Source organism: Halomonas cupida (assembly GCF_900142755.1).
In the GTDB taxonomy this organism is placed as follows: domain Bacteria; phylum Pseudomonadota; class Gammaproteobacteria; order Pseudomonadales; family Halomonadaceae; genus Halomonas; species Halomonas cupida.
Genome location: NZ_FRCA01000010.1, coordinates 83,967 through 105,641, shown reverse-complemented (window position 1 = coordinate 105,641; position 21,675 = coordinate 83,967). Strand labels below are relative to the sequence as shown.

The window sequence follows — 21,675 nt, the reverse complement described above, 5'->3', positions numbered from 1 at the left end:
TCACCATCTCGCCTGCATCGTTACAGCTCTGGATGGCTTGCTCGGCAATCGAGATCCCTCGAACCTGGAGAACCAATGTCATATCCCTTTCCCAATCCCGGACTCGGCACCTATCGCCTGGAAGGTGACACCCTGCGCCTTGCCATCGACAGTGCGCTGAAACATGGCTATCGCCACCTCGATACCGCCCAGTTCTATGGCAATGAACAGGACGTGGGCGCCGCCATTGCGGCCAGTTCGGTGCCGCGTTCTGAGATATTCCTGACCACCAAGGTATGGTGGGACCGGCTCGAGCCACAGGAGTTGAAGCTCAGTGTCGATGAAAGTCTGTCCCGACTCGCCACCGAGCATGTCGACCTGCTGCTGATTCACTGGCCATCACCCAATGATGAAGTGCCGATGCGTGACTATCTCACCGCCCTCAAGGACGTGAAGGTATCCGGCAAGGCTCGCAACATCGGGGTATCCAATTTCACCATCGCACAGCTCAGCGAGGCCGTGGAAATTCTCGGCAATGACGAGATCGTCACCAATCAGATCGAGGTGCACCCTTTCCTGCAGAACCGTGCCCTGGTCGAGCATTGCCGAAAGCTGGGTATTACCGTGACTGCCTTCATGCCGCTGGCCGTGGGCAAGGTCATGCAGGACGGGACCCTGAAGCAGATTGCCGAGCGCCACGGTGCCACTCCCGCCCAGGTGACCATTGCCTGGCTGAATCAGTTGGGCATTGCCACCATTCCTTCCTCGACGAAGGAGCGCAACATCCAGAGCAACATCGAGGCCCTCCAGCTGACACTGGGTGACGACGATATGGCAGCCATTTCCGAACTGGATCGCGGCGAGCGCATTGCCAGCCCGGACTTTGCGCCCGAGTGGGATCAGCAGTAGCGTTCGGTGGCAATGAAAAGACCGTAACGAAGAGGCCGCAGGCTCACCTGCGGCCCCTGCCTCAATCAGCTCTGCTGCACCTCCATCAGCTCTGTTGTAATACGGGCATGCGTTTCCTGCTGCGGGAAGCGAACAGCAATCCGAGCAGATTACGACCAAAGAATCATTCTATATAGATAATATGTATTACATTGTTGTGCCCATCACGGCCACAACAATGGCGCTTCATCGACTCACAGGTGGAACAGACGGACTGGCGGTCACCACATGTACGTCATTCCCGCTCGATTCCCGGCAGGATGCCGGAGAACTGAGGCTCCCCAGGTCGCTGAGGAACCACGGCTATCCTGATACAGAATGTCATTCCGCATTACAGGACCCTTGCTGCCATGAGTGAATACACCTCCCTCTACGTCGGTTGCGCCGGCAGTGGCGAAATATGGACGGTGGAGCTGAACCTCACCGATGGAGAACTGGTACCACGTCAGAATCTTCGTCTGCCTGGCCTGATTCGTGAAGGTGGGTCTCTGCCACTGGCACTATCCCCCTCCGGCCAACGGCTGTACGCAGCCTCTCGTGGTGAGCCGCTGTTCGTGGCAACACTGGATGTAGGGGGCGATGGTCAGTTGACCCATCGCGGCAATACTCCGCTCGACGCCAGCATGGCCTATCTGTCCACCGATAGCCTTGGCCGGTACCTGTTCACCGCCTCCTATGGCGACAACCTGGTCAGCGCCCATGCCATTGATAACGATGGCATGGTGGCCCGGCATCTACAGACTATTGCCACCGAGCCTCACGCCCATGCCATCCTCGAAGCCCCTGGCGGTGGCCATATCATTGCTTCCAGCCTCGGCGGCGACCGACTCTATGTCTTCCCGCTGGGCAACGAGTCGACTCCGCTCGGTGCTCCTGCCACCGTCGAGTTTCCCGCTGGCACAGGGCCCAGGCATTACGTATTCAATAGCGAGGGCAACAGACTTTATGTGCTCGGCGAGCTCGATGGCTCGATCACTACCCTGAGCTACGATGCCGACAGCGCTGCGATGGCCACCCTCCAACGTGTCCATATCAGCAAGGGCAATCACGACGGCTACTGGGCTTCCGACATCCATATCAGCCCCTGTGGTCACTTCCTGTATGCATGCGAACGCAATAGCTCCCTGCTGACGACTTTCCGCATTAACGTCACCACAGGCGAGCTGAACTACCACGCCGAGCACGAGATCGAACAGCAGCCACGCGGCTTCGCCACCGATCCCACGGGACAGTTCCTGGTAGCAGCCGGACAGAAGTCAGGCCATATCGCGGCCTGGCGCCTCCAGGATGGAGAGCTGCAACAAACTGCACGGCTCAGGGTCGGTGACAGCCCGGACTGGATTACCTTCCGGCAACCACGCTGAATACAGGCTGGTGGTCCCCCGGCCCAGAGGCGGCTACCGGAGTATTGCTATCTACAAGGAAGGCCGAAACACTGCTCAGGTGCTGGTCAGGCAAGGAATCAGAGTCTTTCATGCCGGCCGCACGCTGTTGAATGCCATGCGCTTCTATAGCGCGTTACACACCGCTGGGGTGAAGACAGAGCTGCACATCTTCCGCGGTGGCGGACATGGCTTCGCCCTCGCCAGGGAGCCGGAACTCCCGGCGCGCTACTGGCCGGAACTGTTCAAGGAATGGATGGTGCGCATTGGAATGATGGCGCCCGAAGGCCAGTATTAACCCGGCATGCTTTCATGTTGGGTTAATGGCGGCACAGGGACGTGCCGCCGTCGGCCATCAGGCCGACGCGAGACCGCACCACACCAGCAGATCCACGCATCTGCGCCAGTGTGGTGCGGACGATAATCAAATCGATCAGGATGAGCTATTTGATTGCCATGTTAATAGCGCCGATCAGTGCCTGCCGAACACGGCAGGTACTGATCGGCAGAGTCGCAACGTTCAGCGTGCGGTTGCCGGTACTGGTGTGAACCGTGCCGCCGCAGCAAAGACCGCCATCATGCACAGGGCACTGAGGACGACGGTCCATGCGCTCTGGGTAATGCCAGCGACCACAAAGGATCCCAGCGCAATGCTGCCGTTGGTCAGGGCATAGGGAAGCTGTGTGCGAACATGATCGATATGGTCACAACCAGCGCCGGTCGAGGCCAGGATCGTCGAGTCCGAAATCGGCGAACAGTGATCTCCGAAGATACCTCCCGACAGCACTGCCCCGACGCAGACCAGCAGCGGAGCGTCCAGACCGAAGGCCATGGGTATCGCCAATGGCAGCATGATGGCAAAGGTTCCCCAGGAGCTGCCGGTGGCAAATGACATGCCAGCAGCAGAGAGGAAGATGATCGCCGGTACGATATAACCGGGAATATTACCCTTGAGCACTTCGACAATATAGTTGGCGGTCCCCATTTCGCTGAGCAACGAGCCCAGCGCCCAGGCCAGCACCAGGATCATCACTACGCCGACCATCTTGCGCATGCCACCCATATAGGTGTTGAAGATGTCATTGAAGCTCTGTACCCGGTGAATCAGCATCAGGCCAACCAGCACCACCGCGGCAAATAGATAGGCCGTACTCAGCGCAACCCGGAACTCACTCCCCGGCACCGGTTCGACCGGAAAGCCCTTGGCCACCAACAGACTGAACAGGGTGACAAACAGCACCAGCAACGGCAGCCAGATCAGCATCGGATGGCTTTCCGGGACGGCACCATCGGCATGACGATCGATGTTGCGCAGCGGCCGGGAGGTCGCCCAGTAGAGTTCGCCGGTTTCACGCACGCGCCGGTCGGCTTTCGCCATGGCACCGAAATCCACACCCAGCAGAGCGACAACCGGAATCGAGACTACCGTGAGGATGGCGTAGAACTGGAAGGGAATCGCCTGAACGAAGACGTCGAACTCGGAAAGGTTATTGCCGAGCCGATCCAGTTCCTCACGGATCAGGCCCATCACATAGATACCCCAGCCGATGAACGGAATCAGGATCGCGACCGGTGACGAGGTCGAGTCGAGAATCCAGGCCAGCTTCTCACGCGAGACCCTGACCTTGTCGAACAGCTTCTCGAACACCGGCCCCACGATCAGCGGCGTGCCCATATCGGAGAAGAAGATCAACAGACCACCCGCCCAGGCAGAAATCTGGGTCTTGGCACGAGTGTTGATGTACTTGATGGTGCGCGAGGCCAGTGCGGCTCCCCCACCGGAGTGCTCGACCAGCGCCACGAAACCGCCTATGAAGAACAGTAATACAATCACTGCCGCATTGTAGCTATCGGTCAGTTGGGGGGAGAGATAGTCGCGGATGGTACCGGTCGTCGCACTGATCGGATTACCGCCGGAAAGTATCAGCAGCCCGGCAAACAGACCCAGAAACAGCGACAGGATAACGTTCCTGAAGGCTACCGCCAGTATGATTGCCAATAATGGCGGAACCAGCGAAACGATCCCCATGTGCTCCATCATTCAGTCTCCAGCGGATAATATCGATTTTTTGAATGATGCATACAACACTCAGCTGGAGTGACTGTCAACGCCTGTAACATCTCACGCCGGAATGAGCGCAGTGCGATGCCGAATCAGCCAGCAGACTGAATCATGCCTCGCCGGGGTTAAGCTGTCAGCTTCCAGAACGAGACATGGAAGGCGACGTTCATCACCGCCGCATATCACGCCCCTGCAGCCCCATGGCACAAATGGCGCCTGCGAACACGCCGAGCGCGGTGCCCGAAATGGCCAGCATCTGCTTCCAGGAAATAAACACCACCAGCAGGGGCGCAGCACCAACACCGGGTTGATGGAGTAGGTGACCATCTGGGGTTACTTGTCATGGGAACACAGCACAGTGCCACCAGAAAAGCCTTGATGACGCCAAGCAACGCAACAAACTACGAGCCCAGTCCATGGTCCATGATGCTCCCACCCCGATGTCCAGGGACAGGAGTGAGAACAGAGCAACACAGGCAATGGCGTCCAGCCGCACGTGCACAGGACGCAGGAATAAAGACGATTTCATATCCAGCACAGAGAGTTCGACGCAATCAGCCGTGAACCCCGTTCACCGAGAGGGCTTCAGTGGAATGTCTTCCACAACCTACCCAGGCTTTATATCCAACGCCTCAACTGTGCCAATTCGAGACTTCTGGACGACATACCAGTCTCCGGTACGCTTCGTTAGCACTCCACATTGACCGTCCATCCCCATCGGATTGAGATACGGTGACCGCTGACCGACGATCCACTGTAGCTAGATCGGTCATAGCATCTCGCCTCACCTCGCTACTTCGCTGTGGCATATGAAATACAAGAAAAACACTTCATTCCCACGGCAGCACTCAAGCCAGCTGAGCGCATTCCAACTATAGATGAGAGTCTCTTCAGCATAAGCCCCGCCACGTCTCCAGAAATGAGATCTGCAAAAATATCAGGACGGTCAGAATGGTCTGAAAGGGGATTGAATCTATAGCTGGTAGAGGTTTTATAGTGGTAGCTATAAAAGAACTAGAAGAGGCCTGAGCCTCTTGTCCATTCATCGACATCAACCCTGGTACGCGCCAGGGTGCTGGACCAAGCACCCTAAAGGCGCTTGATGGCTCGGACACACGATGAACGCTCAAGGGCTCCACACCAGTACATGGTGAGAATATAGCGGCGGCAAACTGACAGTCAATATCCTAAATATCTGAACAAGCAATAAATAATATAAAAACATCAGAATTTCACATTCAAACCTACAGCTTGAAAGCATCGTCCACAACGTCGACAAGGAAATTACACATGATAAAATTCAACACTACTGCTGCAAGACCAGGAAAATATAAAACTATTGCATGCCATTTCCTGATCAAACTTCTCAGCCAGACATCAAGCAAGAAAAACATCTCTGGTGCAGCCAACCTGGTATTCGCAGGAACGTTAACACTAACCGCTATTTCCATGACTGCGGCAGCACCTGCATTCTCCAACACGGAGCCGGACCAACTCGCTGACATGGAAAGCCTATTCGACAACACTCTCGTAAGGCCACACTCCCCTATCCTGGGTGCTGAAGATGCACCGGTGACTATTGTTGAATTTTTCGATCCGGCCTGTGAAGCTTGCCGCGCCTTTTATCCTCTCACCAAAAGAATTCTGGCCACCTACCCTGAACAAGTCCAACTGGTCCTGCGCTATACATCTTTTCACGGCGATATTTCTGACACTGCCATTCGCGTACTAGAGGCTGCTCGGCGTCAGGATGTTTTTGAGCCAGTTCTGGAAACCTTGCTTGCACGCCAGGAGCAATGGGCATCTCATGGTCGCTTTGATGAGCAGGCGATCCTGGATATTGCGAGTCAAGCTGGACTGGATCAGGCGTCCGCTGAAGCATTTCTCGATTCACCAGAGGTTCAGGCGACAATCAATCAGGACATGGATGATGTGAGAAAAAATAAAGTTCTTCAGACTCCTACTTTTTTTATCAATGGCGAACTTCTTTCCCCCTTTGGCATGCAGGAGTTATTTGATGCAGTAAAGCGTGAGGTAGAAGATATATCTGAAGAGGAAGTTACCCAGTGAACAGGAAATTTCTGCTCGCAGGATTCATCATCCTACAACCATTAACAGTGGAGGCAAGCTGGCAGGAAAGGCTGCTGCTTTCCCCATCGAAAGTCAAGGGAATGCAGAGCGTTGAGCAGGGGCAGAGCGCCAGCTCACCCAACCCACTCAACCCTCGAGTCATCACTCTGGATTTTGGACGTGAAATATCCACGGTGTCCTCCCTGGATGTTTCCATGGAAGACGAGGGAGTACCTTCAAGTGTTACCGAAGAATTCGAAACCGTTCTTGAGTGGCTTCAGGATCCACCACTTGACCTTTCAGAGAGTGACAACTTACAAATATCATGGAAGAAAGATATCGACCTTAATGATAATGAGCCGCCGGAACCTCGCCTAACCTATGCCAAGCTATCAAACCAGGATCAGGACATAGAGCTCATTGTTTCAGAAGGAAAAAACAATGCTGTCCTACTATTCAAGGATGAAATGCTTATTGACTCCTTTCAACCACCAATCATGGATGCGCAACTAACGTCTCGCTTTGGTATACGACGTCACCCTGTTTATGGAGGAGCTCGTCGCCATAATGGCATCGACCTTGCCGCACCTCTCGGAACACCTATCATGGCCACTGCCCCTGGGCGAGTCGCATTTATCGGTCGTCGCTCTGGTTACGGACTGGTGATAGAAATAGAGCACGATGCCGACACCATCAGTCGCTATACTCACCTCAGTCGATCTGCTTCCGGTCTTGCCGTAGGAGATACCATAAATAGTGGCGATATTCTGGGAGAGGTAGGTACTTCAGGTGTAACAACGGGCCCTAACCTGCATTATGAAACAAGAGTAAATGATCGCCCTGTCGATCCTCTTACAGAAGGAAAGCGCATTCTTTCTGGCACAATTTATCAACAGCAGAATTACCAGGAAGTGCTTTATGAAGCAAGAGAACGTTTCCAGAGCATTATCGGAACATCCACCGACCCCAGCCTGGCTGCACTCAGTGAGTAAAGGTTAATGGACAGCATGTCTCCACTCACATTGGGGTTTGTTGCCAGCCTTACTGCGGGCTTGATGACAGCCATCGGTGCGCTGCCTGTATTGTTTACCCGCAATCCCAATCGCGGCATCCGCGACCTGGCGCTCGGGTTTGCCGCTGGCGTCATGCTTGCCGCTTCCTTCTTTTCATTAATCATACCTTCCCTTGAAGCCTCGGGGCTGCGCTATGGCGGTAATATCCTGCCTGCGGCCATTGCCTGCGCGGCGATACTTTTGGGTATCGGTATGGTGGCGCTGTTGAACGAGTTGCTTCCCCACGAACACTTTCAACAGGGGCGAGAAGGCCCGGAGGCGGCTTCCATTCGCCGAATCTGGTTATTTATCATTGCCATTACGATACACAACCTCCCGGAAGGCTTGGCGGTTGGGGTGGCATTCGGCGCAGGGGGTGTTGAAGGAGGAATGCCACTTGCCATTGGCATCGGTCTGCAGAATGCTCCGGAAGGTCTGGCCGTTGCAGTGTCGCTACTTGGCGTGGGCTACTCACGTTGGAGATCATGGTCGATTGCCGCTCTCACGGGGCTGGTGGAGCCTGCAGGAGGACTGTTGGGTGCAGGTATCGTCAGCACGTCACAGGTGCTACTCCCCTGGGGGTTGGCGTTCGCTGCCGGGGCAATGCTCTACGTCGTCAGCCACGAAATCATTCCCGAGACTCACAGGAGCGGACATCAGAAAAAAGCGACTCTTGGCCTCTCGATCGGGCTGGTGCTTATGCTGTTTCTGGATGTTTCACTGGGCTAGAGAGTACACAAGACGCCTAACACTCCCGCGTCCAAGCCAAATCATTGGCGCCTCCATGAACAGCATCACTGATGCATAACTCATGATCGCTTAACACCTCAATGATGCGGCAACTCTCCACGCTACCTCCGTCGCACTGGGTAACCATGCGTTGAAGCTCATCACGCAACGCACTGAGCCGCTGTATACGGGATTCGACTTTTTCCAGGTGATGCAGGGCAATGGTATTGACTTCATGGCAGGGCATATCGGGCTGGTCGGTCATGGCCAATAGCTCGCGTACCGCATCCACCGAAAATCCGAAATCCCGGGCATGGCGGATAAAGGTCAAGCGTCGAACGGCATCCTGCCCATAGCGACGCTGCCCCCCTTCTGTACGCGAGGCATCGCGCAGCAACCCAATACGCTCGTAGTAGCGTACGGTTTCTGGCTTGCAGCTAGTGCGCCGTGCCAGCTCACCAATGCTGATGACTTGATTGGCTGAAGGCATACCAGAAATCCTCCCATCGTCTTGAAGCTGTAGTTACTACAAGGTTTATAGTTGGAACAATAACGCAGCTGAAGGGTAGGTACCATGGGGAATTCAACGCACATGGCGATGCCCGCAATCTCATCACTAGTGGTGGAAGCATGGACGGCGGCAACCGGGAGCGCGATATAACGCCGCGTTGCGGAGCGCCGGACGATTGCCGGGCCACCGTTTTCCCTCAGCGCACATCGACGGGTATTCAACAGATGAAAAAAACATCATGAGCGTCCTGCAGAAAGGCAGATCTTCACATCGCTGGCCATGGTTTACCGTGGCCAGTTCAATAGTTCTGTCGGATCAGATCATAAAGGAATTGGTACACAGTCTGATGCCTTTCGGCCAGGTCATTCCGATAACGCCGTTTTTTAATTGGATTCACGTCGGCAATACAGGAGCAGCCTTCAGCTTCCTCGCTGATGCAGGTGGTTGGCAGCGTTACCTCTTTATTGGCCTGGCTCTAGTGGTAGTCGCCGTATTAATGGTGCAGTTATGTAAACCCATCTCTCGCCTGGAGTCACTTTCCTACAGCCTGTTCATGGGAGGTGCTATAGGCAATGCCATTGACCGCCTGGCGCGAGGATACGTAGTGGATTATCTGGATATCTATTGGAGAGAATGGCACTGGCCTGCGTTCAACCTCGCCGATATCGCGCTGTTTGCAGGCGTACTGGTCTTCGCCATGGCGGCCTGGCGTGAGGTCCCGGCGGCCAAACAGCCTGAGTAACGATATGGCATCGAGCACATGGCACCGGCCGCATCTCTCATCGCACTGATTGCAGTGGAGAAGCGCTGCGACCTTGGCTACTGGGTGATGGCTGAAAACCGGGGAACTCATGGCTACGCCTATACAAGCCGATGCGCAGGAAGACTCACGCGCTGAAGGGAGTCACTGGCCGCGTGACGTCCCCAGTCGCTGAGTGATTCCCCATCCCGGGCCATACGCACCTTGGGCGGCAATTCGACACCGTTGGCCAGGCACTCGGCATCCAGCTCGTGGCTGATGTGGGTCAGCCAGGCTCGCGGCGGGTCGAGGCGCGTGATGATATCCAGCGCCTGGGTAATGTTGTTGTGGTTGCGTGGATTTTCATGGGACGCCGGATGAGTAGCATCGAGCACCACCACATCCGGCCCCCAGTCACGCAGGAAGCGCTCGGTCTCCAGTGGCAGGCCCAGGGTATCGGTGAGGTAGGCCAGGCGGGTACCGCCATCGTCGAGGCAGTAACCCAGGGTGGGTTTGCTATGGTTGAGTGGTACTGGCGTCACACTCAGGCTGTCGAAATCCAGTGCTCGAAAGGGCTTGAGGCCAGGCTGAAAATCCAGCACTCCCGGATTGCGGTAGAGGTCGGCACAGCCATTGGGGTCCTTGGGGCCGAAGACGGGAATCGGCTCGCCGGTGCCCCAGCGCAGATGGAACAACCCCTGTACATGATCGGCGTGATAATGGGTCAGCAGAATCGCCGCGGGTCGCTCCAGTTCACAACTGTGGGCAAGATCCATGCGCCCGGCGTCCAGCAGATAGCGCCGACCATTCACCGACACCTCGGCACAGCAGGGCCCGCGCTGATGACTGCTGAATACTCGGGCCCTGGTGCAGGCCGGACAATGGCAGCCAAAGCGCGGCACCTGAGCGCTGTCTCCGGTACCACTGAAGCGAAATTCCATCGCGCTATACTCCCGATCCGTGGCGCCGGCATTCATCTCCACCACGGAGATGCCGGCTCTCCAGCCCATCAACAATGGCAGCCAGCGAAGACAGGCTGGCCTCGAGACTTCCGCCATTATCGATACGAGGCAATCCGGGAAAGTCCCGCTCAAGTTCAGCCTCGACCTCCGCATGCCGAGCCAGGCGATGGGCAATTTCCTCGCTGCCCTCTCTGCCACGTCGTTCGAGGCGCTGCCTCAAGACATCCGATGGAGCCGTGACCACCACCGGAACCAATGACTCCCCAAAGCGTTCGCGAGCTCGCGGCAGAGCCCGGCGGCTCCCGTTGAGCAATACCGTAGCGCTCTCCCGGCACCATGTTTCAACCTCAGTACCCACGCCATAGCACAGGCCATGAGCCTGCCAGGTGAGGCAGAACAGTTGACGCTCATGACGAGCCTCGAACTCGGCCTCGGTCAATGCAATGCTGTTCTCGCCCTTGCCACTGGCACGGGTGATGTATCGATGCGCCACCAGCCAGTCGCAGCGCGCCTCGCGTGCTGCATCCAGCAGACTGTCCTTGCCGACGCCACTGGCACCGATCAGGTAAATGAGCACGCCCATCAGTGCACCTGCCTCCCGCCGCTCCAGACACGCTGCACCAGCGGATGATCATCCAGCTGACGTACGCGCACCAGGTCGGCACGCAGTCCTTCGGCGATACGGCCACGATCCTCCAGCCCCACCGCCAGCGCCGGTGCCCGGGTGGCGCAGGCCACAGCGTCTGCCAGCGAATATCCCCCCTCCATTTCGGCAATCCGGAAGACCGAGTCCAGTAGAGCCGCCGGGTAATAATCGGAGGACAGCACATCCAGCACTCCCAGGCGCACCAACTCGGCGGCAGCGATATTGCCCGAGTGTGAACCGCCCCGCACCACATTGGGTGCCCCCATCATCACCGCCATGCCATGCCGGTGGGATGCCTCGGCAGCTTCGCGGGTGGTGGGGAACTCGGCAATCCGGGTGCCGTACTCCAGGCTCTCAGCCACATGCTCAATGGTCGCATCATCGTGACTGGCCAGCGCCAGATCACGTTGACGGCAGGCTTCGGCAATGGCATGGCGATGCGCACTGGAATACTCGGCACTGTGGGCCAGTTGGCGCTCGATGAAGGCATCCATGGTGGCATCGTCGAAACCATGCTTGCCCTGATAGTAGGTGCGGTAGGCGTCAAGACTGGCGAACTGACGTTGCCCTGGTGAGTGATCCATCAACGATACCAGCCCGAGCTGCGGGAGCTCGGCCAGGGCCAGGAAACGCTTCAGGGTATCTGGGTGACAGACTTCACAGCGCAGGTGCAGGCGATGGTCGACTCTTGAGATGCCGTTGCGCGTGATGGCACTCAGGGCCTCGACCATGTCATGCAGTGCCGTATGACGCATGCTCTGATCATCGACATCGCCGATCGAAACGGCATCGAACACGGTGGTGATACCACTGGCTGCCATCTGCGCATCGTGAGCCAGCGCCGCCTGGCGCCCCGGCCAACTGACCTTGGGTCGCGGCTGAAAATACTTTTCCATGTTGTCGGTATGCAGCTCGATCATGCCTGGAATGACGTAATCGCCTTCACAGTCGATGGCACCCGGCAATGAAGAGTGACCGGTATCGACCGCCTGGATGCGGTCGCCGCGAATCGTCAGGGTACCGCTGACAACCTCGTCTTCCAGAACCAGACGGGCATTGGTCAGAATCTGCTCATTGCTGCTCATCACGTCGGTGCTCATCACAACTTCTCCTCACTTGCAGTACCCATATGTCCTTCCAGTGGCAGAAGGCGGTCGGCGACGCGATCACGTACGTCCTCGTCATGGAAGATGCCCAGCATTGCCGTCCCTCTGGCCTTGGCTTCCTGAATCAGGCTCACCACCACATCACGGTTGGCGGCATCCAATGAGGCTGTGGGTTCGTCGAGCAGCAACAGAGGATGTTCGGCGATGAAGCCACGGGCGATATTGACGCGCTGCTGCTCCCCCCCAGAAAAGGTTCCCGGTGCCAGACTCCACAGCCGTTCGGGCAGGTTGAGGCGGGCCAGCAATGTCTCGGCACGCTGTCGCGACTCCTGTTCATCGGCCCCTCGCGCCAGCAGCGGCTCCATGACCACATCACGCGCCGATACCCGCGGCACCACACGCAGGAACTGACTGACATAGCCGATCACATCACGGCGCAGCACATGCCAGGCCTGAGCCGGCAGGTCGGCCAGCTCCAGTCGGCCGTTGTCATGCTCTTCACCATCGGGACCATCACCGGTCCTCCCGTCACGCCCCTGCCCTTCAGAACCAAAGTGAAGCGTCAGACGTCCCCCGGAGATCCGATAGTTGCCGTTGACCATCTTCAGCAGCGTGCTCTTGCCGATGCCACTGGGTCCGGCCAGCACCAGACACTCGCCACGGGCCAGACTCAGGTCGAGACCACGCATCACCGCCAGGGTCTGGCCGCCCTGGGCATGCAGGGTAAAGGTCTTTTCCAGCGCCACGGCGCTGAGAAAGGGTTGATTCATTGATGTCATGTCAGGCTCCAGGCGGCTCAGGGTGTCAGCACAGAGGACACCAGCAGTTGGCTGTAGGGGTGCTGTGGATCATCGAGGATCTGGTCGGTGAGCCCGGCCTCTACCACGCGGCCACGGCGCATCACCATCAAGCGGTGGGCCAGCAGGCGCGCCACTGCCAGGTCGTGGGTGACCAGAACCACCGATAGCCCCAGCTCCCGGGTCAGGGTGCGCAACATATCGAGCAGGCGGGCCTGTACCGACACATCCAGGCCACCAGTCGGCTCGTCCATGAACACCAGGCGAGGCTGGGTCACCAGCGTGCGGGCGATCTGCAGGCGCTGTTGCATGCCGCCGGAGAATGTCTGGGGAGCGTCATCGATACGTTCGGGGTCCAGCTCGACACGCGACATCCAATCCTGACCGGCCGCGCGCAACCTACCGTAGTGACGCTGGCCCAACGCCATCAGGCGCTCGCCGACGTTGGCCCCGGCGGACACCCCCAGGCGCAGGCCATCACGCGGATTCTGATGAACCAGCCCCCACTCCATGCGCAGCAGAGCACGACGACGTGCCTCGCTGATGGCATACAGATCCAGCGCCCCGGCCTGCCCCGCAGAGCTGTCGATATCACTGTGATAGACGACCTGACCGGCATCGGGTTTCTCCAGCCCGGACAGCACCCGCAGCAGTGTCGATTTGCCGGAGCCGGACTCACCGACAATGCCCAGCACTTCGCCCTGATGCAGGGTGAAGTCGATCTGCTGACAGCCCTTGTCGGGGCCATAGAGTCGCGTAATGTCACGCGCCTCGAGCAGAGCGGGACGGGTCAATACAGGACGAGTCGGTGCTGGATGAACGGGTCCTGGACAAGCTTTCACTGGGCGGTTCATGCCACCTCCTCGCGACGTGACTGGCAGTAATCGGTATCCGAGCATACGAACATGCGACCACCGGCATCGTCGGTGATGACTTCATCGAGATAGCTGTCAGTGGCCCCGCAAATGGCACAGGGTTCGTCCCAGGCCTGGATCTCGAACGGGTGGTCCTCGAAGTCGAGACTCTCGACCCGGGTCCAGGGTGGGATGGCATAGAGGCGCTTCTCGCGTCCGGCACCAAACAGCATCAGCGCTTCGCTCATGTGCAGCTTGGGGTTGTCGAACTTGGGAATCGGTGAGGGATCCATCACATAGCGGCCATCGACCTTGACCGGGTAGGCATAGGTGGTGGCGATATGTCCATGTCGGGCGATGTCCTCGTAGAGCTTGACGTGCATGACACCGTACTCCTCGAGCGCATGCATGACCCGAGTTTCCTCTTCGCTGGGCTCGATGAAGCGCAGCGGCTCGGGAATCGGCACCTGGAACACCAGAATCTGATCGTTGCTCAGCGTCTTCTCCGGAATACGGTGGCGTGTCTGGATCACACTCGCTCTGGCGGTCTCGGTGGTAGTCTCGACACCCGCCACCCGCTCGAAGAAGGAGCGGATACTCACCGCATTGGTGGTGTCATCGGCACCCTGGTCGATGACCTTGAGCACATCATCGGCGCCAAGGATGCTGGCGGTGAGCTGCATGCCTCCGGTGCCCCAACCGTAGGGCATGGGCATTTCACGACCACCGAAAGGCACCTGATAGCCGGGGATCGCCACCGCCTTGAGCAGCGCACGACGAATCATGCGTTTGGTCTGCTCGTCGAGGTAGGCGAAGTTGTATCCGGAATTGTTATATCCAGAACGGTTTTGGCCAGAATCGTTGTTACCCGAGGCGCTGCAGTCTTCGCTGGTGGGTGCGGAATGGGTGAAATCGTTCATTGCGCGGCCTCCTCGGTTCCAGCGGTTTCGGGATGATCGGCCGCTTGCTCAGTCGTCGGCGCTGTCTGGCGCGCGGCATGTTCACGGCGCAGCCGGCGCAACAGCTCCAGCTCCGACTGGAAGTCAACGTAGTGCGGCAGTTTGAGGTGTGATACGAAGCCCGAGGCCTCGACACTGTCGGCATGGGCCAGCACGAATTCAGCTTGCTGGGCCGGACTCTGGATCGGCTCGCCCAGTTCCTCGGCTCGCAGGGCTCGATCGACCAGCGCCATGGCCATGGTCTTGCGTTCGTTGCGACCGAAGGCGAGGCCATAGCCGCGAGTGAACTGCGGGGCCTTCTCGCGGCTACCGGCGAACTGATTGATCATCTGGCACTCGGTGACCATGATCTCGCCGATACACAGTGGCCCATCAAATCCCTCCACCTCGATTTCGACTTCCACCGCCCCCTGACGAATCTCCCCGGCAAAGGGGTGATTACGGCCATAGCCACGCTGGGTCGAGTAACCGAGCGCCAGCAGGTAACCCTCATCGCCACGCGCCAGCATCTGCAGACGAGTCGCGCGATCAACCGGAAAATCAGGGGGATCACGGGTGATGTCGTAGGGCTCACTGCCATCATCCACTTCCTGCTCGATCAGTCCTTCGGCGTTGAGGCAATCGAGAATCTGCGGACACTGCTCGAGGCTGGCCTCGGCACGGTCGGCTTCCGGCACCTCCCCTTCGGCAAGTAGCATGAAGTCGAGCAGTCGGTGGGTGTAGTCATAGGTCGGGCCCAGCACTTGACCACCTGGCACGTCCTTGAAGGTCGCGCTGATGCGTCGCTCGATATGCATGGCGCCGGTATCCAACGGACAGGTCTCGGCCAGACGCGGCAGGGTTGTGCGATAGGCGCGCAACAGGAACACCGCCTCGACCAGGTCGCCACTGGCCTGTTTCAGTGCCAATGCGGCAAGCTCCCGATCATGCAACGAGGCTTCGGCCATGACCCGGTCCACCGCCAGCCCCAACTGCTGCTGGATCTGATCGACGTCGAGCTCGGGCTGCTCGCGATCACCACGGCGTCGATCCGCCATCCATTGATGGGCGTTGGCGATGGCTTTCTCGCCTCCCTTGACGGCTACGTACATCAGACGTCCTCCTCGATTCGGGCAGCATGCTCGGTGCGAGCTTCCACGCGAGTGCTGCGGGCAACCGCCAGCAACTGGTGGCCAGCGGTGATGAAAGCATCCAGGCCACGCGGGAAGGTGGCAAGGTTGGCAGATAACCGTGCCATCAGTGGCACAGCCTCCGCGGAGAGTGTCAGGCCGCGGCAGTCGGCAATGCCGGGGCCTGACAGCACCCAGTCGTTGCCCTCGGCGAGCGAATCGGTGACCACAATCAGCGTGGTGCTGCGGTCCGGCCAGGCATCACTGCCTTCGGCAAAGGAGGTGACCTCGCTGAGTGTCTGCGGTACCACCAGTGCAAAGTCGGCATCAGCAGGCGATTCGGTAATGCTGGCGCCAGTGTGGAAGGCTACCGCTTCGTACAGGCCCGGCGTTGCCAATCGCGGCTCGACCCACAGCCGGGTATCGAGATCGCAAAGCGTCAGCACCGCGGCCCAGGCCGCCGGTGATAGTTGCGCACCCGCGGGCAATTCGGCCACCGCCAGTGTCTGTTGCGTACCCGGCTCGGACATGGCGCTGAGCAACTGACGAAACAATTGCTGGGAGTGGTGCACGCCATCGTCCAGCATTGGCCAATCCCGGGGGCGAACGTTTGCTGCTCTGGTTCCAGTTCCCGTCATGGTTACTCCCCCCGTACCATGGTGAAGAAATCAACGCGTGTCGCAGCAGCGGCCTGCGATGCCTGCTGTCGTTCCTCTTCAAGCGCCTCGGCCAACGGCTCTACCAGCTCGCTGTCGATACGCCGGGCCCAGGCTTGCTGGCGGGCGCAGGCATCGATCAGCGCGATCAACTCGGCCTGAGGCTTGTTGCGACCGGCCACCCAGCCATGCCCGAGGCTGCCGTCCTCCAACACCACGCTGGCACGGGTGACGGTCATCTCACCGAGATTGAAGGCGTTACCGGAGCCGCCCATGCGACCACGAACCATGGCCATGCCGGTATCGGGGCCACGTACACAGCGGTGGTCGGTGTGAATACCCAGTGTCTGCCAGACACTCAACAAGCGTGCATAGGGCGTCAGCGCGAGCACGCGATGACGTTGGGTCGGAGTCATGAGGAAACCTCGTTCTGGTAGTGATCCTGATCACGGCGCTGGCGGCCATTCGAGCCGCGGTCCGCTGCCATATCCGCGCTGGGGTGATCTGTGCTGGAGAAATCCACGTGGTAGCCGACCCGATCGGCACGGGCTCGGCTGACCGACACCTCAACCAGACGTCCGTGGTCGTCTACGTTGTCACTGGTCAGCACCAGCAATGGGGCATGGCGTGAGCATTGCAGTAGACGACAGTCCTCGGCATCGGCCTGACAGGCCTCGACGCGCACCTGAGAGCGGGTCAGGCGCAGGCCGTAATGCTGATCGAGTAGCGCTCGGGTAGACCCTCCGCGATAGCGACGGGTCCAGTCCGGGACACGCTCGGGGTCAAACCAGTGGCGTAGGCGCAGCAGTGCAGCGCCATCAACGAATCGGAGCGTGTCGACACACAGCAGGGGCTGCCCATCCTCCAGCCCGAATCGCTGGGCAATGGCTTCCGGTGGCACAGCCAGCGCCTGCGCCAGACAACGGCTCTCTGTCTGCAGGCCCAGTTCCGCAAGATTATGGGTCACCTTACTGGCGGCACTGACGTTGTAGTCGAGGCGGCGGTCCACGACCTGGGTCCCCAGTCCTTGATGGCGGGTGACCATGCCGGCAGCCACCAACTCGTCGAGCGCCCGGCGCACGGTATGGCGATTGACGGAAAAACGCCTCGCCAACACCAACTCACTGGGCAACAGGTCACCAGGTGCATACTCACTACGTACTTCTCTGGCGAGAATATCGGCCAGTTGGCGATAGCGAGGCTCGACGTCCTGCCGCATCAGTTGTCTAGACATGTGTGCTCCTTGAAAGACCCCAATCGCTGACCGGGCAACGCCTTCCTGGCGGCGCGAAGTTTCAGCTCTCTCATCGGCCTGCTCGAGTGCATGCTCCCTCTCCACTCTAGATGAACCGCTTGCGAACCCGTTGCGACGCCATATCCAGCAACGTCACGGCAACGATGATCACCAGCATGATGGTGGCCGTTTCTGCGTACTGGAAACCACGCATGGTTTCCCACAGCGCCACCCCGATCCCCCCACCGCCAACCATCCCCAGTACCGTGGCCGAGCGGATGTTGGATTCGAAGCGATACAGACTGACCGAGATCCACAACGGAAGAACCTGGGGAATCAGGCCGAAGATGATCTCCTCGATGCGACCCGCACCGGTCACGCGAATGCCTTCCATCGGGCCGGCTTCACTCGCTTCCACCGCCTCGGAAAACAGTTTGGCCAATACACCAGTGGTGTGCACGAACAGCGCCAGGGTCCCGGCGAAAGGCCCGAGACCAACGGCGACCACGAACAGCATGGCAAACACCAGCTCGTTGATGGCGCGAGTGGCATCCATCAGTCGCCGCATGGGCTGGTAGACCCACCAGGGCACAAGGTTCTCGGAAGACAGCAGGCTGCAGGGTATGGCGACAATGATCGCCAGCAGCGTGCCCCAGATGGCAATCTGGATGGTGACCAGCATCTGATCGATGTAATGGCCGATGTTGCCGAAGGCCGGAGGGAAGAAGTCTCCCGTCAGGGTGGCCATGTTGCCGGCGTTGGTGATCAGCAGGCTGGGCTGCATCTCGACGCCCTGCCATGACCAGCTCAATACGCTGATCACAGCGAACCAGCCCAGCAGCGTTGTCCAACTACGCCGCGACGGCTGACTGATGGTGGGCGATGAAGTCTGGGTAGTCATGATATCTCCTGGCGATCCCATCAACTTGGCCGGTAATGGCCAGGGATGGGGAAGCGCACTCGGCACTCCCCCCTCCTGATGAGCCGTCAAATCAGCCGGCGTTGACCGTTTCCGCTGCGCTGTCGGCGTCAGCGGACTGGATCTGCTGCATGCGCGTATCGAGCTCGTCGAGCTGGGCATCGAGCTCGGCCAACCGCTGCTCGCGCTCGCCATCGTCCAGGCTCTCGTCGGCAGCCACCTTCGAGCGCTGCTGGAACAGGGCCAACTGGCGGATCGGCAGCAATTGATCATTGCTCGACTCATCGAAGCGTGCCCACTGCAGCGGTGCCAGAACCTCGCGTTCTTCCGCGGAGTCGCCATAGCTGAACAGGAAGTCACGCAGCTTCTGCTTGGTCTCGTCGTCGAGGTCGGTACGCCAGACCAGCGGATCGGAAGGAATCAGTGGCGACTTCCAGATCACTCGAAGCTGCTCGGCCTTTTCCGGGGCAGTGATTTCCAGCCGAGCCATGCCTTCGGTGTTGAAGGTCGCCACATCGACCTGCTTGTTGGCCACGGCCAAAGCGTTGGTCTCATGACTGGAGTTCAGGGTGCGTTTGAAGGCGGTGCCAGGGTCGACGTCGTTCTGGGCGAACACGTAGTAACCCGGTACCAGATAGCCGGAAGTGGAGTTGGGATCACCGTTACCGAACACCAGTTCAGAGGCGTTGGCCAGCACATCGTCAATGTTCTGCAGGTCACTGTCCTGATTGGCGATCATCAGACTCCAGTACCCCGGCTGCCCGTTGTCCGGCACGGTCTGGGCAAAGACTTCGCCACCGGCACGATCAACGGCCTCCATGGCTGACTTGTTGCCATACCAGGCCAGATCAATCTGGTCGAAGCGCATGGCCTGGATCACCGCCGCATAGTCGGTGGCGAAGAAGGGTTCGACTTCCATGCCGATCTGCTCGGACATGGCATCGAGGAAAGGCTCCCAGAGCGGAGCCTGATTCTGGCTCGATTCAGTGGAAATGATGCCGAACTTGAGCGTATCGGCAGCTGCCAGCTGGGAGACAGCGGCAAGACTGACGCCAGCAATCAGCGGCAGAGCCAGGCGATGCAGAGATGCGAATGCCATGAGAATTACTCCTGGTGTGTCATGGGGATGCCTAGGTGTGTCATAGGGATGCTTGGAAACAGCTTTTTATCGTTACAGGCAGCGGTCAGGTATGTGCCACCTGCACCCTGGCCATGGCAGGTACCCGGACAGGTTCTGGTGCGCTATCAGTGGAGGCGGATGCGCGCAGTTCATCGAGGCCGGCGTTCTCGTACAACGCCTGCAGGCGCCCGTCGGTCAGCTCGGCGATGGGACCATCGAAATACAGGCGCCCTTCCTTGAGCGCGATGGCTCGTCTGCAATAGCGACGTGCCACCTCGACCTGATGCAGGGTGACCACCACAGTGCGGCTATCCTCGCGATGGATACGTTCGAGGATTTCCATGACTTCCCGCGCACTACGCGGGTCAAGAGAAGCGATGGGCTCATCAGCGAGAATGATTTCAGCGTCCTGCATCAACACTCGAGCGATGGCAACGCGCTGCTGCTGACCACCGGACAGGGTGTTGGCCCGCTGGTCGGCAAGTTCTTCCAGGCCGACCCGTGCCAGGCACTCTCGAGCACGCGCCCGCTCGTCTGCAGAAAACCGCCCCAGTAACGCTCGCCCACGAGACATACTGCCGAGCCGGCCGATCAGTACATTGGTCATGACACTCAGGCGGCCGACCAGATTGAACTGCTGGAAGATATACCCGGTGCGACAGCGCTGACTGCGGCTGGCACGGCGCAGCCGCCCGCCCATCTGCACCTCACGCCCCATGATCGACACGCGACCGCCCTGGCTACGATTGCCACAGGTCAAACCGACCAGATGACGCAGCAGGGTTGATTTGCCCGATCCGGAAGGCCCGATCAGGGCCACCATTTCACCAGGCGTAACTTTGAAACCGATGTCATCGAGCACCTGCCGATGACCGAACGACTTGTTGAGCTGTTCAACGATGATGGTGGGAATGGACATGATGCCTCTCCTCAAGGGATGGCATCAGTCTGCCGACGGCAGATGAACCGCAGTTGTCTAGACAATGTCAGTCTCGTGAAATCTGACCCGCTGGCAGTACCGTACCGCGGCAGCGGGATTACGAGGCTATCCTTTCAATTCAGTTGGTTACGCAAGGACTGTCATATTAATGACCCAGCAATGACATGGAATCGTCACCAGCATCACAGGAAGGCTCTCGGGAATTGCAGCAGTCAATGGTGTCGATAGTCAGGATTCAAGGGCGCAGTCATGCCAGGTAAGCCACACTCATCCATGATCTTTACTGTGCCGAATCGGCTAACGCACCAGCTCGCCCCGAGGCGGATGCCATGCAACACCTGTCACTGGAGCCCAGTGCACTGGAAGTCCAGAACCTGTCGGCCATGAACGAAGTCTTCAGCGAGATACTCGGCCTGCGGCGACTGGTTCATACGCCCAGTGGCATGACCTTCGAGCTGGGTGTCGATACCAATGGTCACACCCATGTATTGATGTTGCTGGCTACCCGCGCTCCGGTGGTTCCGCGCATGCTCAACCTCGAGGTCAGCGGCGACGAATTCATACCACTCAGTCAGCGCCTCATGGCCTACCCTCACCTGCTGGAAGATGTCCAAATTCACGACGCCGGCCACAGCATGTCCCGACAGTGTGCCTGGCGAGTCGCGACCTGCCGGTTACCGGAAGGCCACTATCTGCGCCTTGCCGCCATTGATCCGCGACGCTGCGCGTTGCCTCCGGGATAGGAAACAAGCCGTAAGCCGTAAGCCGTAAGCCGTAAGCCGTAAGCCGTAAGCCGTAAGCCGTAAGCCGACGAGTATCGAGCCTTGAGCAACGAACCGTCCACTGCCCCCTGGATCACAGACATGACATTGGGTTTGGGGTTACTTACAGCTTATAGCTT

The 21,675-nt window shown here is 58.7% G+C and carries 23 protein-coding genes; 8 read left to right on the top strand and 15 right to left on the bottom strand.

The features are described from left to right. Positions 1 to 75: 75 nt before the first annotated feature. The 3 genes from dkgB to BUE38_RS17000 all read left to right on the top strand — a co-directional run bounded on the left by dkgB (position 76) and on the right by BUE38_RS17000 (position 2,607). Complete coding sequence (gene dkgB / locus BUE38_RS17010; protein ID WP_073436431.1) at positions 76 to 888, top strand: 2,5-didehydrogluconate reductase DkgB; 813 nt, start codon at positions 76 to 78, stop codon at positions 886 to 888. 389 nt (positions 889 to 1,277) lie between these two features. Then, positions 1,278 to 2,291, top strand: a complete 1,014-nt coding sequence (locus BUE38_RS17005) for a lactonase family protein (RefSeq protein WP_073436430.1) — start codon at positions 1,278 to 1,280, stop codon at positions 2,289 to 2,291. Between the two features lie 136 nt (positions 2,292 to 2,427). Then, a complete protein-coding gene (locus BUE38_RS17000; RefSeq protein ID WP_143166376.1) occupies positions 2,428 to 2,607 on the top strand; it encodes a hypothetical protein in 180 nt (59 codons plus the stop codon). Positions 2,608 to 2,829: 222 nt separating this feature from the next. Here the strand turns inward: BUE38_RS17000 and BUE38_RS16995 are convergent, their stop codons facing one another. Further along, a complete protein-coding gene (locus BUE38_RS16995; protein WP_234987077.1) occupies positions 2,830 to 4,350 on the bottom strand; it encodes a Na+/H+ antiporter NhaC family protein in 1,521 nt (506 codons plus the stop codon). Between the two features lie 1,311 nt (positions 4,351 to 5,661). On the opposite strand from BUE38_RS16995, the gene BUE38_RS16990 reads away from it, so the two are divergent. The 3 genes from BUE38_RS16990 to BUE38_RS16980 are packed head-to-tail and all read left to right on the top strand — an operon-like array spanning position 5,662 to position 8,222. Next, positions 5,662 to 6,441, top strand: coding sequence for a DsbA family protein (locus BUE38_RS16990; protein WP_234987076.1), 780 nt, complete (start codon positions 5,662 to 5,664; stop codon positions 6,439 to 6,441). Next, the gene (locus tag BUE38_RS16985) at positions 6,438 to 7,433 is read left to right on the top strand and encodes a M23 family metallopeptidase (protein WP_073436428.1); all 996 of its coding nucleotides are present in this window, start codon (positions 6,438 to 6,440) and stop codon (positions 7,431 to 7,433) included. The genes BUE38_RS16990 and BUE38_RS16985 overlap by 4 nt, the downstream gene beginning before the upstream one ends. A gap of 6 nt (positions 7,434 to 7,439) precedes the next feature. Further along, positions 7,440 to 8,222 carry a ZIP family metal transporter gene (locus tag BUE38_RS16980; protein WP_073436427.1) on the top strand — a complete coding sequence of 261 codons (783 nt, stop codon included), beginning with the start codon at positions 7,440 to 7,442 and terminating at the stop codon, positions 8,220 to 8,222. Positions 8,223 to 8,238: 16 nt separating this feature from the next. On the opposite strand, the gene BUE38_RS16975 is transcribed toward BUE38_RS16980, so the two are convergent. Then, a complete protein-coding gene (locus BUE38_RS16975) occupies positions 8,239 to 8,712 on the bottom strand; it encodes a MerR family transcriptional regulator (protein WP_073436426.1) in 474 nt (157 codons plus the stop codon). Between the two features lie 259 nt (positions 8,713 to 8,971). On the opposite strand from BUE38_RS16975, the gene lspA reads away from it, so the two are divergent. Further along, on the top strand, positions 8,972 to 9,475 hold the full coding sequence (gene lspA / locus BUE38_RS16970) for a signal peptidase II (protein ID WP_073436425.1): 504 nt from the start codon (positions 8,972 to 8,974) through the stop codon (positions 9,473 to 9,475). A 119-nt stretch (positions 9,476 to 9,594) separates the two neighbouring features. On the opposite strand, the gene phnP is transcribed toward lspA, so the two are convergent. From phnP to phnC, 13 genes are all read right to left on the bottom strand, one after another. Next, positions 9,595 to 10,413, bottom strand: a complete 819-nt coding sequence (gene phnP / locus BUE38_RS16965; RefSeq protein WP_073436424.1) for a phosphonate metabolism protein PhnP — start codon at positions 10,411 to 10,413, stop codon at positions 9,595 to 9,597. A 4-nt stretch (positions 10,414 to 10,417) separates the two neighbouring features. Continuing rightward, positions 10,418 to 11,017, bottom strand: a complete 600-nt coding sequence (phnN, locus tag BUE38_RS16960; RefSeq protein WP_073436423.1) for a ribose 1,5-bisphosphokinase — start codon at positions 11,015 to 11,017, stop codon at positions 10,418 to 10,420. Continuing rightward, entirely contained in the window at positions 11,017 to 12,180 is a 1,164-nt protein-coding gene (locus BUE38_RS16955) for an alpha-D-ribose 1-methylphosphonate 5-triphosphate diphosphatase (protein WP_234987075.1), read from the bottom strand. Before BUE38_RS16955 ends, phnN begins: the two co-directional genes overlap by 1 nt. After that, entirely contained in the window at positions 12,180 to 12,965 is a 786-nt protein-coding gene (locus BUE38_RS16950) for a phosphonate C-P lyase system protein PhnL (protein WP_073436422.1), read from the bottom strand. The genes BUE38_RS16955 and BUE38_RS16950 overlap by 1 nt, the downstream gene beginning before the upstream one ends. A 17-nt stretch (positions 12,966 to 12,982) precedes the next feature. After that, positions 12,983 to 13,837, bottom strand: coding sequence for a phosphonate C-P lyase system protein PhnK (gene phnK, locus BUE38_RS16945; protein WP_084542006.1), 855 nt, complete (start codon positions 13,835 to 13,837; stop codon positions 12,983 to 12,985). Then, on the bottom strand, positions 13,834 to 14,757 hold the full coding sequence (locus tag BUE38_RS16940; protein WP_073436420.1) for an alpha-D-ribose 1-methylphosphonate 5-phosphate C-P-lyase PhnJ: 924 nt from the start codon (positions 14,755 to 14,757) through the stop codon (positions 13,834 to 13,836). Before BUE38_RS16940 ends, phnK begins: the two co-directional genes overlap by 4 nt. Beyond that, positions 14,754 to 15,887 carry a carbon-phosphorus lyase complex subunit gene (locus BUE38_RS16935; RefSeq protein ID WP_073436419.1) on the bottom strand — a complete coding sequence of 378 codons (1,134 nt, stop codon included), beginning with the start codon at positions 15,885 to 15,887 and terminating at the stop codon, positions 14,754 to 14,756. Before BUE38_RS16935 ends, BUE38_RS16940 begins: the two co-directional genes overlap by 4 nt. Beyond that, positions 15,887 to 16,543, bottom strand: coding sequence for a phosphonate C-P lyase system protein PhnH (gene phnH / locus BUE38_RS16930; protein WP_073436418.1), 657 nt, complete (start codon positions 16,541 to 16,543; stop codon positions 15,887 to 15,889). Before phnH ends, BUE38_RS16935 begins: the two co-directional genes overlap by 1 nt. 2 nt (positions 16,544 to 16,545) lie before the next feature. After that, the gene (gene phnG, locus BUE38_RS16925; protein WP_073436417.1) at positions 16,546 to 16,977 is read right to left on the bottom strand and encodes a phosphonate C-P lyase system protein PhnG; all 432 of its coding nucleotides are present in this window, start codon (positions 16,975 to 16,977) and stop codon (positions 16,546 to 16,548) included. Beyond that, positions 16,974 to 17,795 carry a phosphonate metabolism transcriptional regulator PhnF gene (phnF, locus tag BUE38_RS16920; protein WP_084542005.1) on the bottom strand — a complete coding sequence of 274 codons (822 nt, stop codon included), beginning with the start codon at positions 17,793 to 17,795 and terminating at the stop codon, positions 16,974 to 16,976. The genes phnG and phnF overlap by 4 nt, the downstream gene beginning before the upstream one ends. 106 nt (positions 17,796 to 17,901) lie before the next feature. After that, positions 17,902 to 18,696, bottom strand: coding sequence for a phosphonate ABC transporter, permease protein PhnE (phnE, locus tag BUE38_RS16915; RefSeq protein ID WP_073436415.1), 795 nt, complete (start codon positions 18,694 to 18,696; stop codon positions 17,902 to 17,904). A 91-nt stretch (positions 18,697 to 18,787) separates the two neighbouring features. Next, positions 18,788 to 19,813 carry a phosphonate ABC transporter substrate-binding protein gene (gene phnD, locus BUE38_RS16910; protein ID WP_073436414.1) on the bottom strand — a complete coding sequence of 342 codons (1,026 nt, stop codon included), beginning with the start codon at positions 19,811 to 19,813 and terminating at the stop codon, positions 18,788 to 18,790. A gap of 85 nt (positions 19,814 to 19,898) precedes the next feature. Further along, positions 19,899 to 20,753, bottom strand: a complete 855-nt coding sequence (gene phnC, locus BUE38_RS16905; protein ID WP_073436413.1) for a phosphonate ABC transporter ATP-binding protein — start codon at positions 20,751 to 20,753, stop codon at positions 19,899 to 19,901. A 350-nt stretch (positions 20,754 to 21,103) separates the two neighbouring features. Here phnC and BUE38_RS16900 point away from each other — a divergent pair, with 350 nt between their 5' ends. Further along, complete coding sequence (locus BUE38_RS16900; protein ID WP_073436412.1) at positions 21,104 to 21,517, top strand: hypothetical protein; 414 nt, start codon at positions 21,104 to 21,106, stop codon at positions 21,515 to 21,517. The last annotated feature ends 158 nt before the right edge of the window (positions 21,518 to 21,675 follow it).

What these genes read in the sequence shown, in the direction of transcription:
- dkgB (WP_073436431.1), top strand. Translation starts at nt 76, where the DNA reads ATGTCATATCCCTTTCCCAATCCCGGACTCGGCACCTATCGCCTGGAA.
- BUE38_RS17005 (WP_073436430.1), top strand. Translation starts at nt 1,278, where the DNA reads ATGAGTGAATACACCTCCCTCTACGTCGGTTGCGCCGGCAGTGGCGAA.
- BUE38_RS17000 (WP_143166376.1), top strand. Translation starts at nt 2,428, where the DNA reads ATGCGCTTCTATAGCGCGTTACACACCGCTGGGGTGAAGACAGAGCTG.
- BUE38_RS16995 (WP_234987077.1), bottom strand. Translation starts at nt 4,350, where the DNA reads ATGATGGAGCACATGGGGATCGTTTCGCTGGTTCCGCCATTATTGGCA.
- BUE38_RS16990 (WP_234987076.1), top strand. Translation starts at nt 5,662, where the DNA reads ATGATAAAATTCAACACTACTGCTGCAAGACCAGGAAAATATAAAACT.
- BUE38_RS16980 (WP_073436427.1), top strand. Translation starts at nt 7,440, where the DNA reads ATGGACAGCATGTCTCCACTCACATTGGGGTTTGTTGCCAGCCTTACT.
- BUE38_RS16975 (WP_073436426.1), bottom strand. Translation starts at nt 8,712, where the DNA reads ATGCCTTCAGCCAATCAAGTCATCAGCATTGGTGAGCTGGCACGGCGC.
- lspA (WP_073436425.1), top strand. Translation starts at nt 8,972, where the DNA reads ATGAGCGTCCTGCAGAAAGGCAGATCTTCACATCGCTGGCCATGGTTT.
- phnP (WP_073436424.1), bottom strand. Translation starts at nt 10,413, where the DNA reads ATGGAATTTCGCTTCAGTGGTACCGGAGACAGCGCTCAGGTGCCGCGC.
- phnN (WP_073436423.1), bottom strand. Translation starts at nt 11,017, where the DNA reads ATGGGCGTGCTCATTTACCTGATCGGTGCCAGTGGCGTCGGCAAGGAC.
- BUE38_RS16955 (WP_234987075.1), bottom strand. Translation starts at nt 12,180, where the DNA reads ATGAGCACCGACGTGATGAGCAGCAATGAGCAGATTCTGACCAATGCC.
- BUE38_RS16950 (WP_073436422.1), bottom strand. Translation starts at nt 12,965, where the DNA reads ATGACATCAATGAATCAACCCTTTCTCAGCGCCGTGGCGCTGGAAAAG.
- phnK (WP_084542006.1), bottom strand. Translation starts at nt 13,837, where the DNA reads ATGAACCGCCCAGTGAAAGCTTGTCCAGGACCCGTTCATCCAGCACCG.
- BUE38_RS16940 (WP_073436420.1), bottom strand. Translation starts at nt 14,757, where the DNA reads ATGAACGATTTCACCCATTCCGCACCCACCAGCGAAGACTGCAGCGCC.
- BUE38_RS16935 (WP_073436419.1), bottom strand. Translation starts at nt 15,887, where the DNA reads ATGTACGTAGCCGTCAAGGGAGGCGAGAAAGCCATCGCCAACGCCCAT.
- phnH (WP_073436418.1), bottom strand. Translation starts at nt 16,543, where the DNA reads ATGACGGGAACTGGAACCAGAGCAGCAAACGTTCGCCCCCGGGATTGG.
- phnG (WP_073436417.1), bottom strand. Translation starts at nt 16,977, where the DNA reads ATGACTCCGACCCAACGTCATCGCGTGCTCGCGCTGACGCCCTATGCA.
- phnF (WP_084542005.1), bottom strand. Translation starts at nt 17,795, where the DNA reads ATGTCTAGACAACTGATGCGGCAGGACGTCGAGCCTCGCTATCGCCAA.
- phnE (WP_073436415.1), bottom strand. Translation starts at nt 18,696, where the DNA reads ATGACTACCCAGACTTCATCGCCCACCATCAGTCAGCCGTCGCGGCGT.
- phnD (WP_073436414.1), bottom strand. Translation starts at nt 19,813, where the DNA reads ATGGCATTCGCATCTCTGCATCGCCTGGCTCTGCCGCTGATTGCTGGC.
- phnC (WP_073436413.1), bottom strand. Translation starts at nt 20,753, where the DNA reads ATGTCCATTCCCACCATCATCGTTGAACAGCTCAACAAGTCGTTCGGT.
- BUE38_RS16900 (WP_073436412.1), top strand. Translation starts at nt 21,104, where the DNA reads ATGCAACACCTGTCACTGGAGCCCAGTGCACTGGAAGTCCAGAACCTG.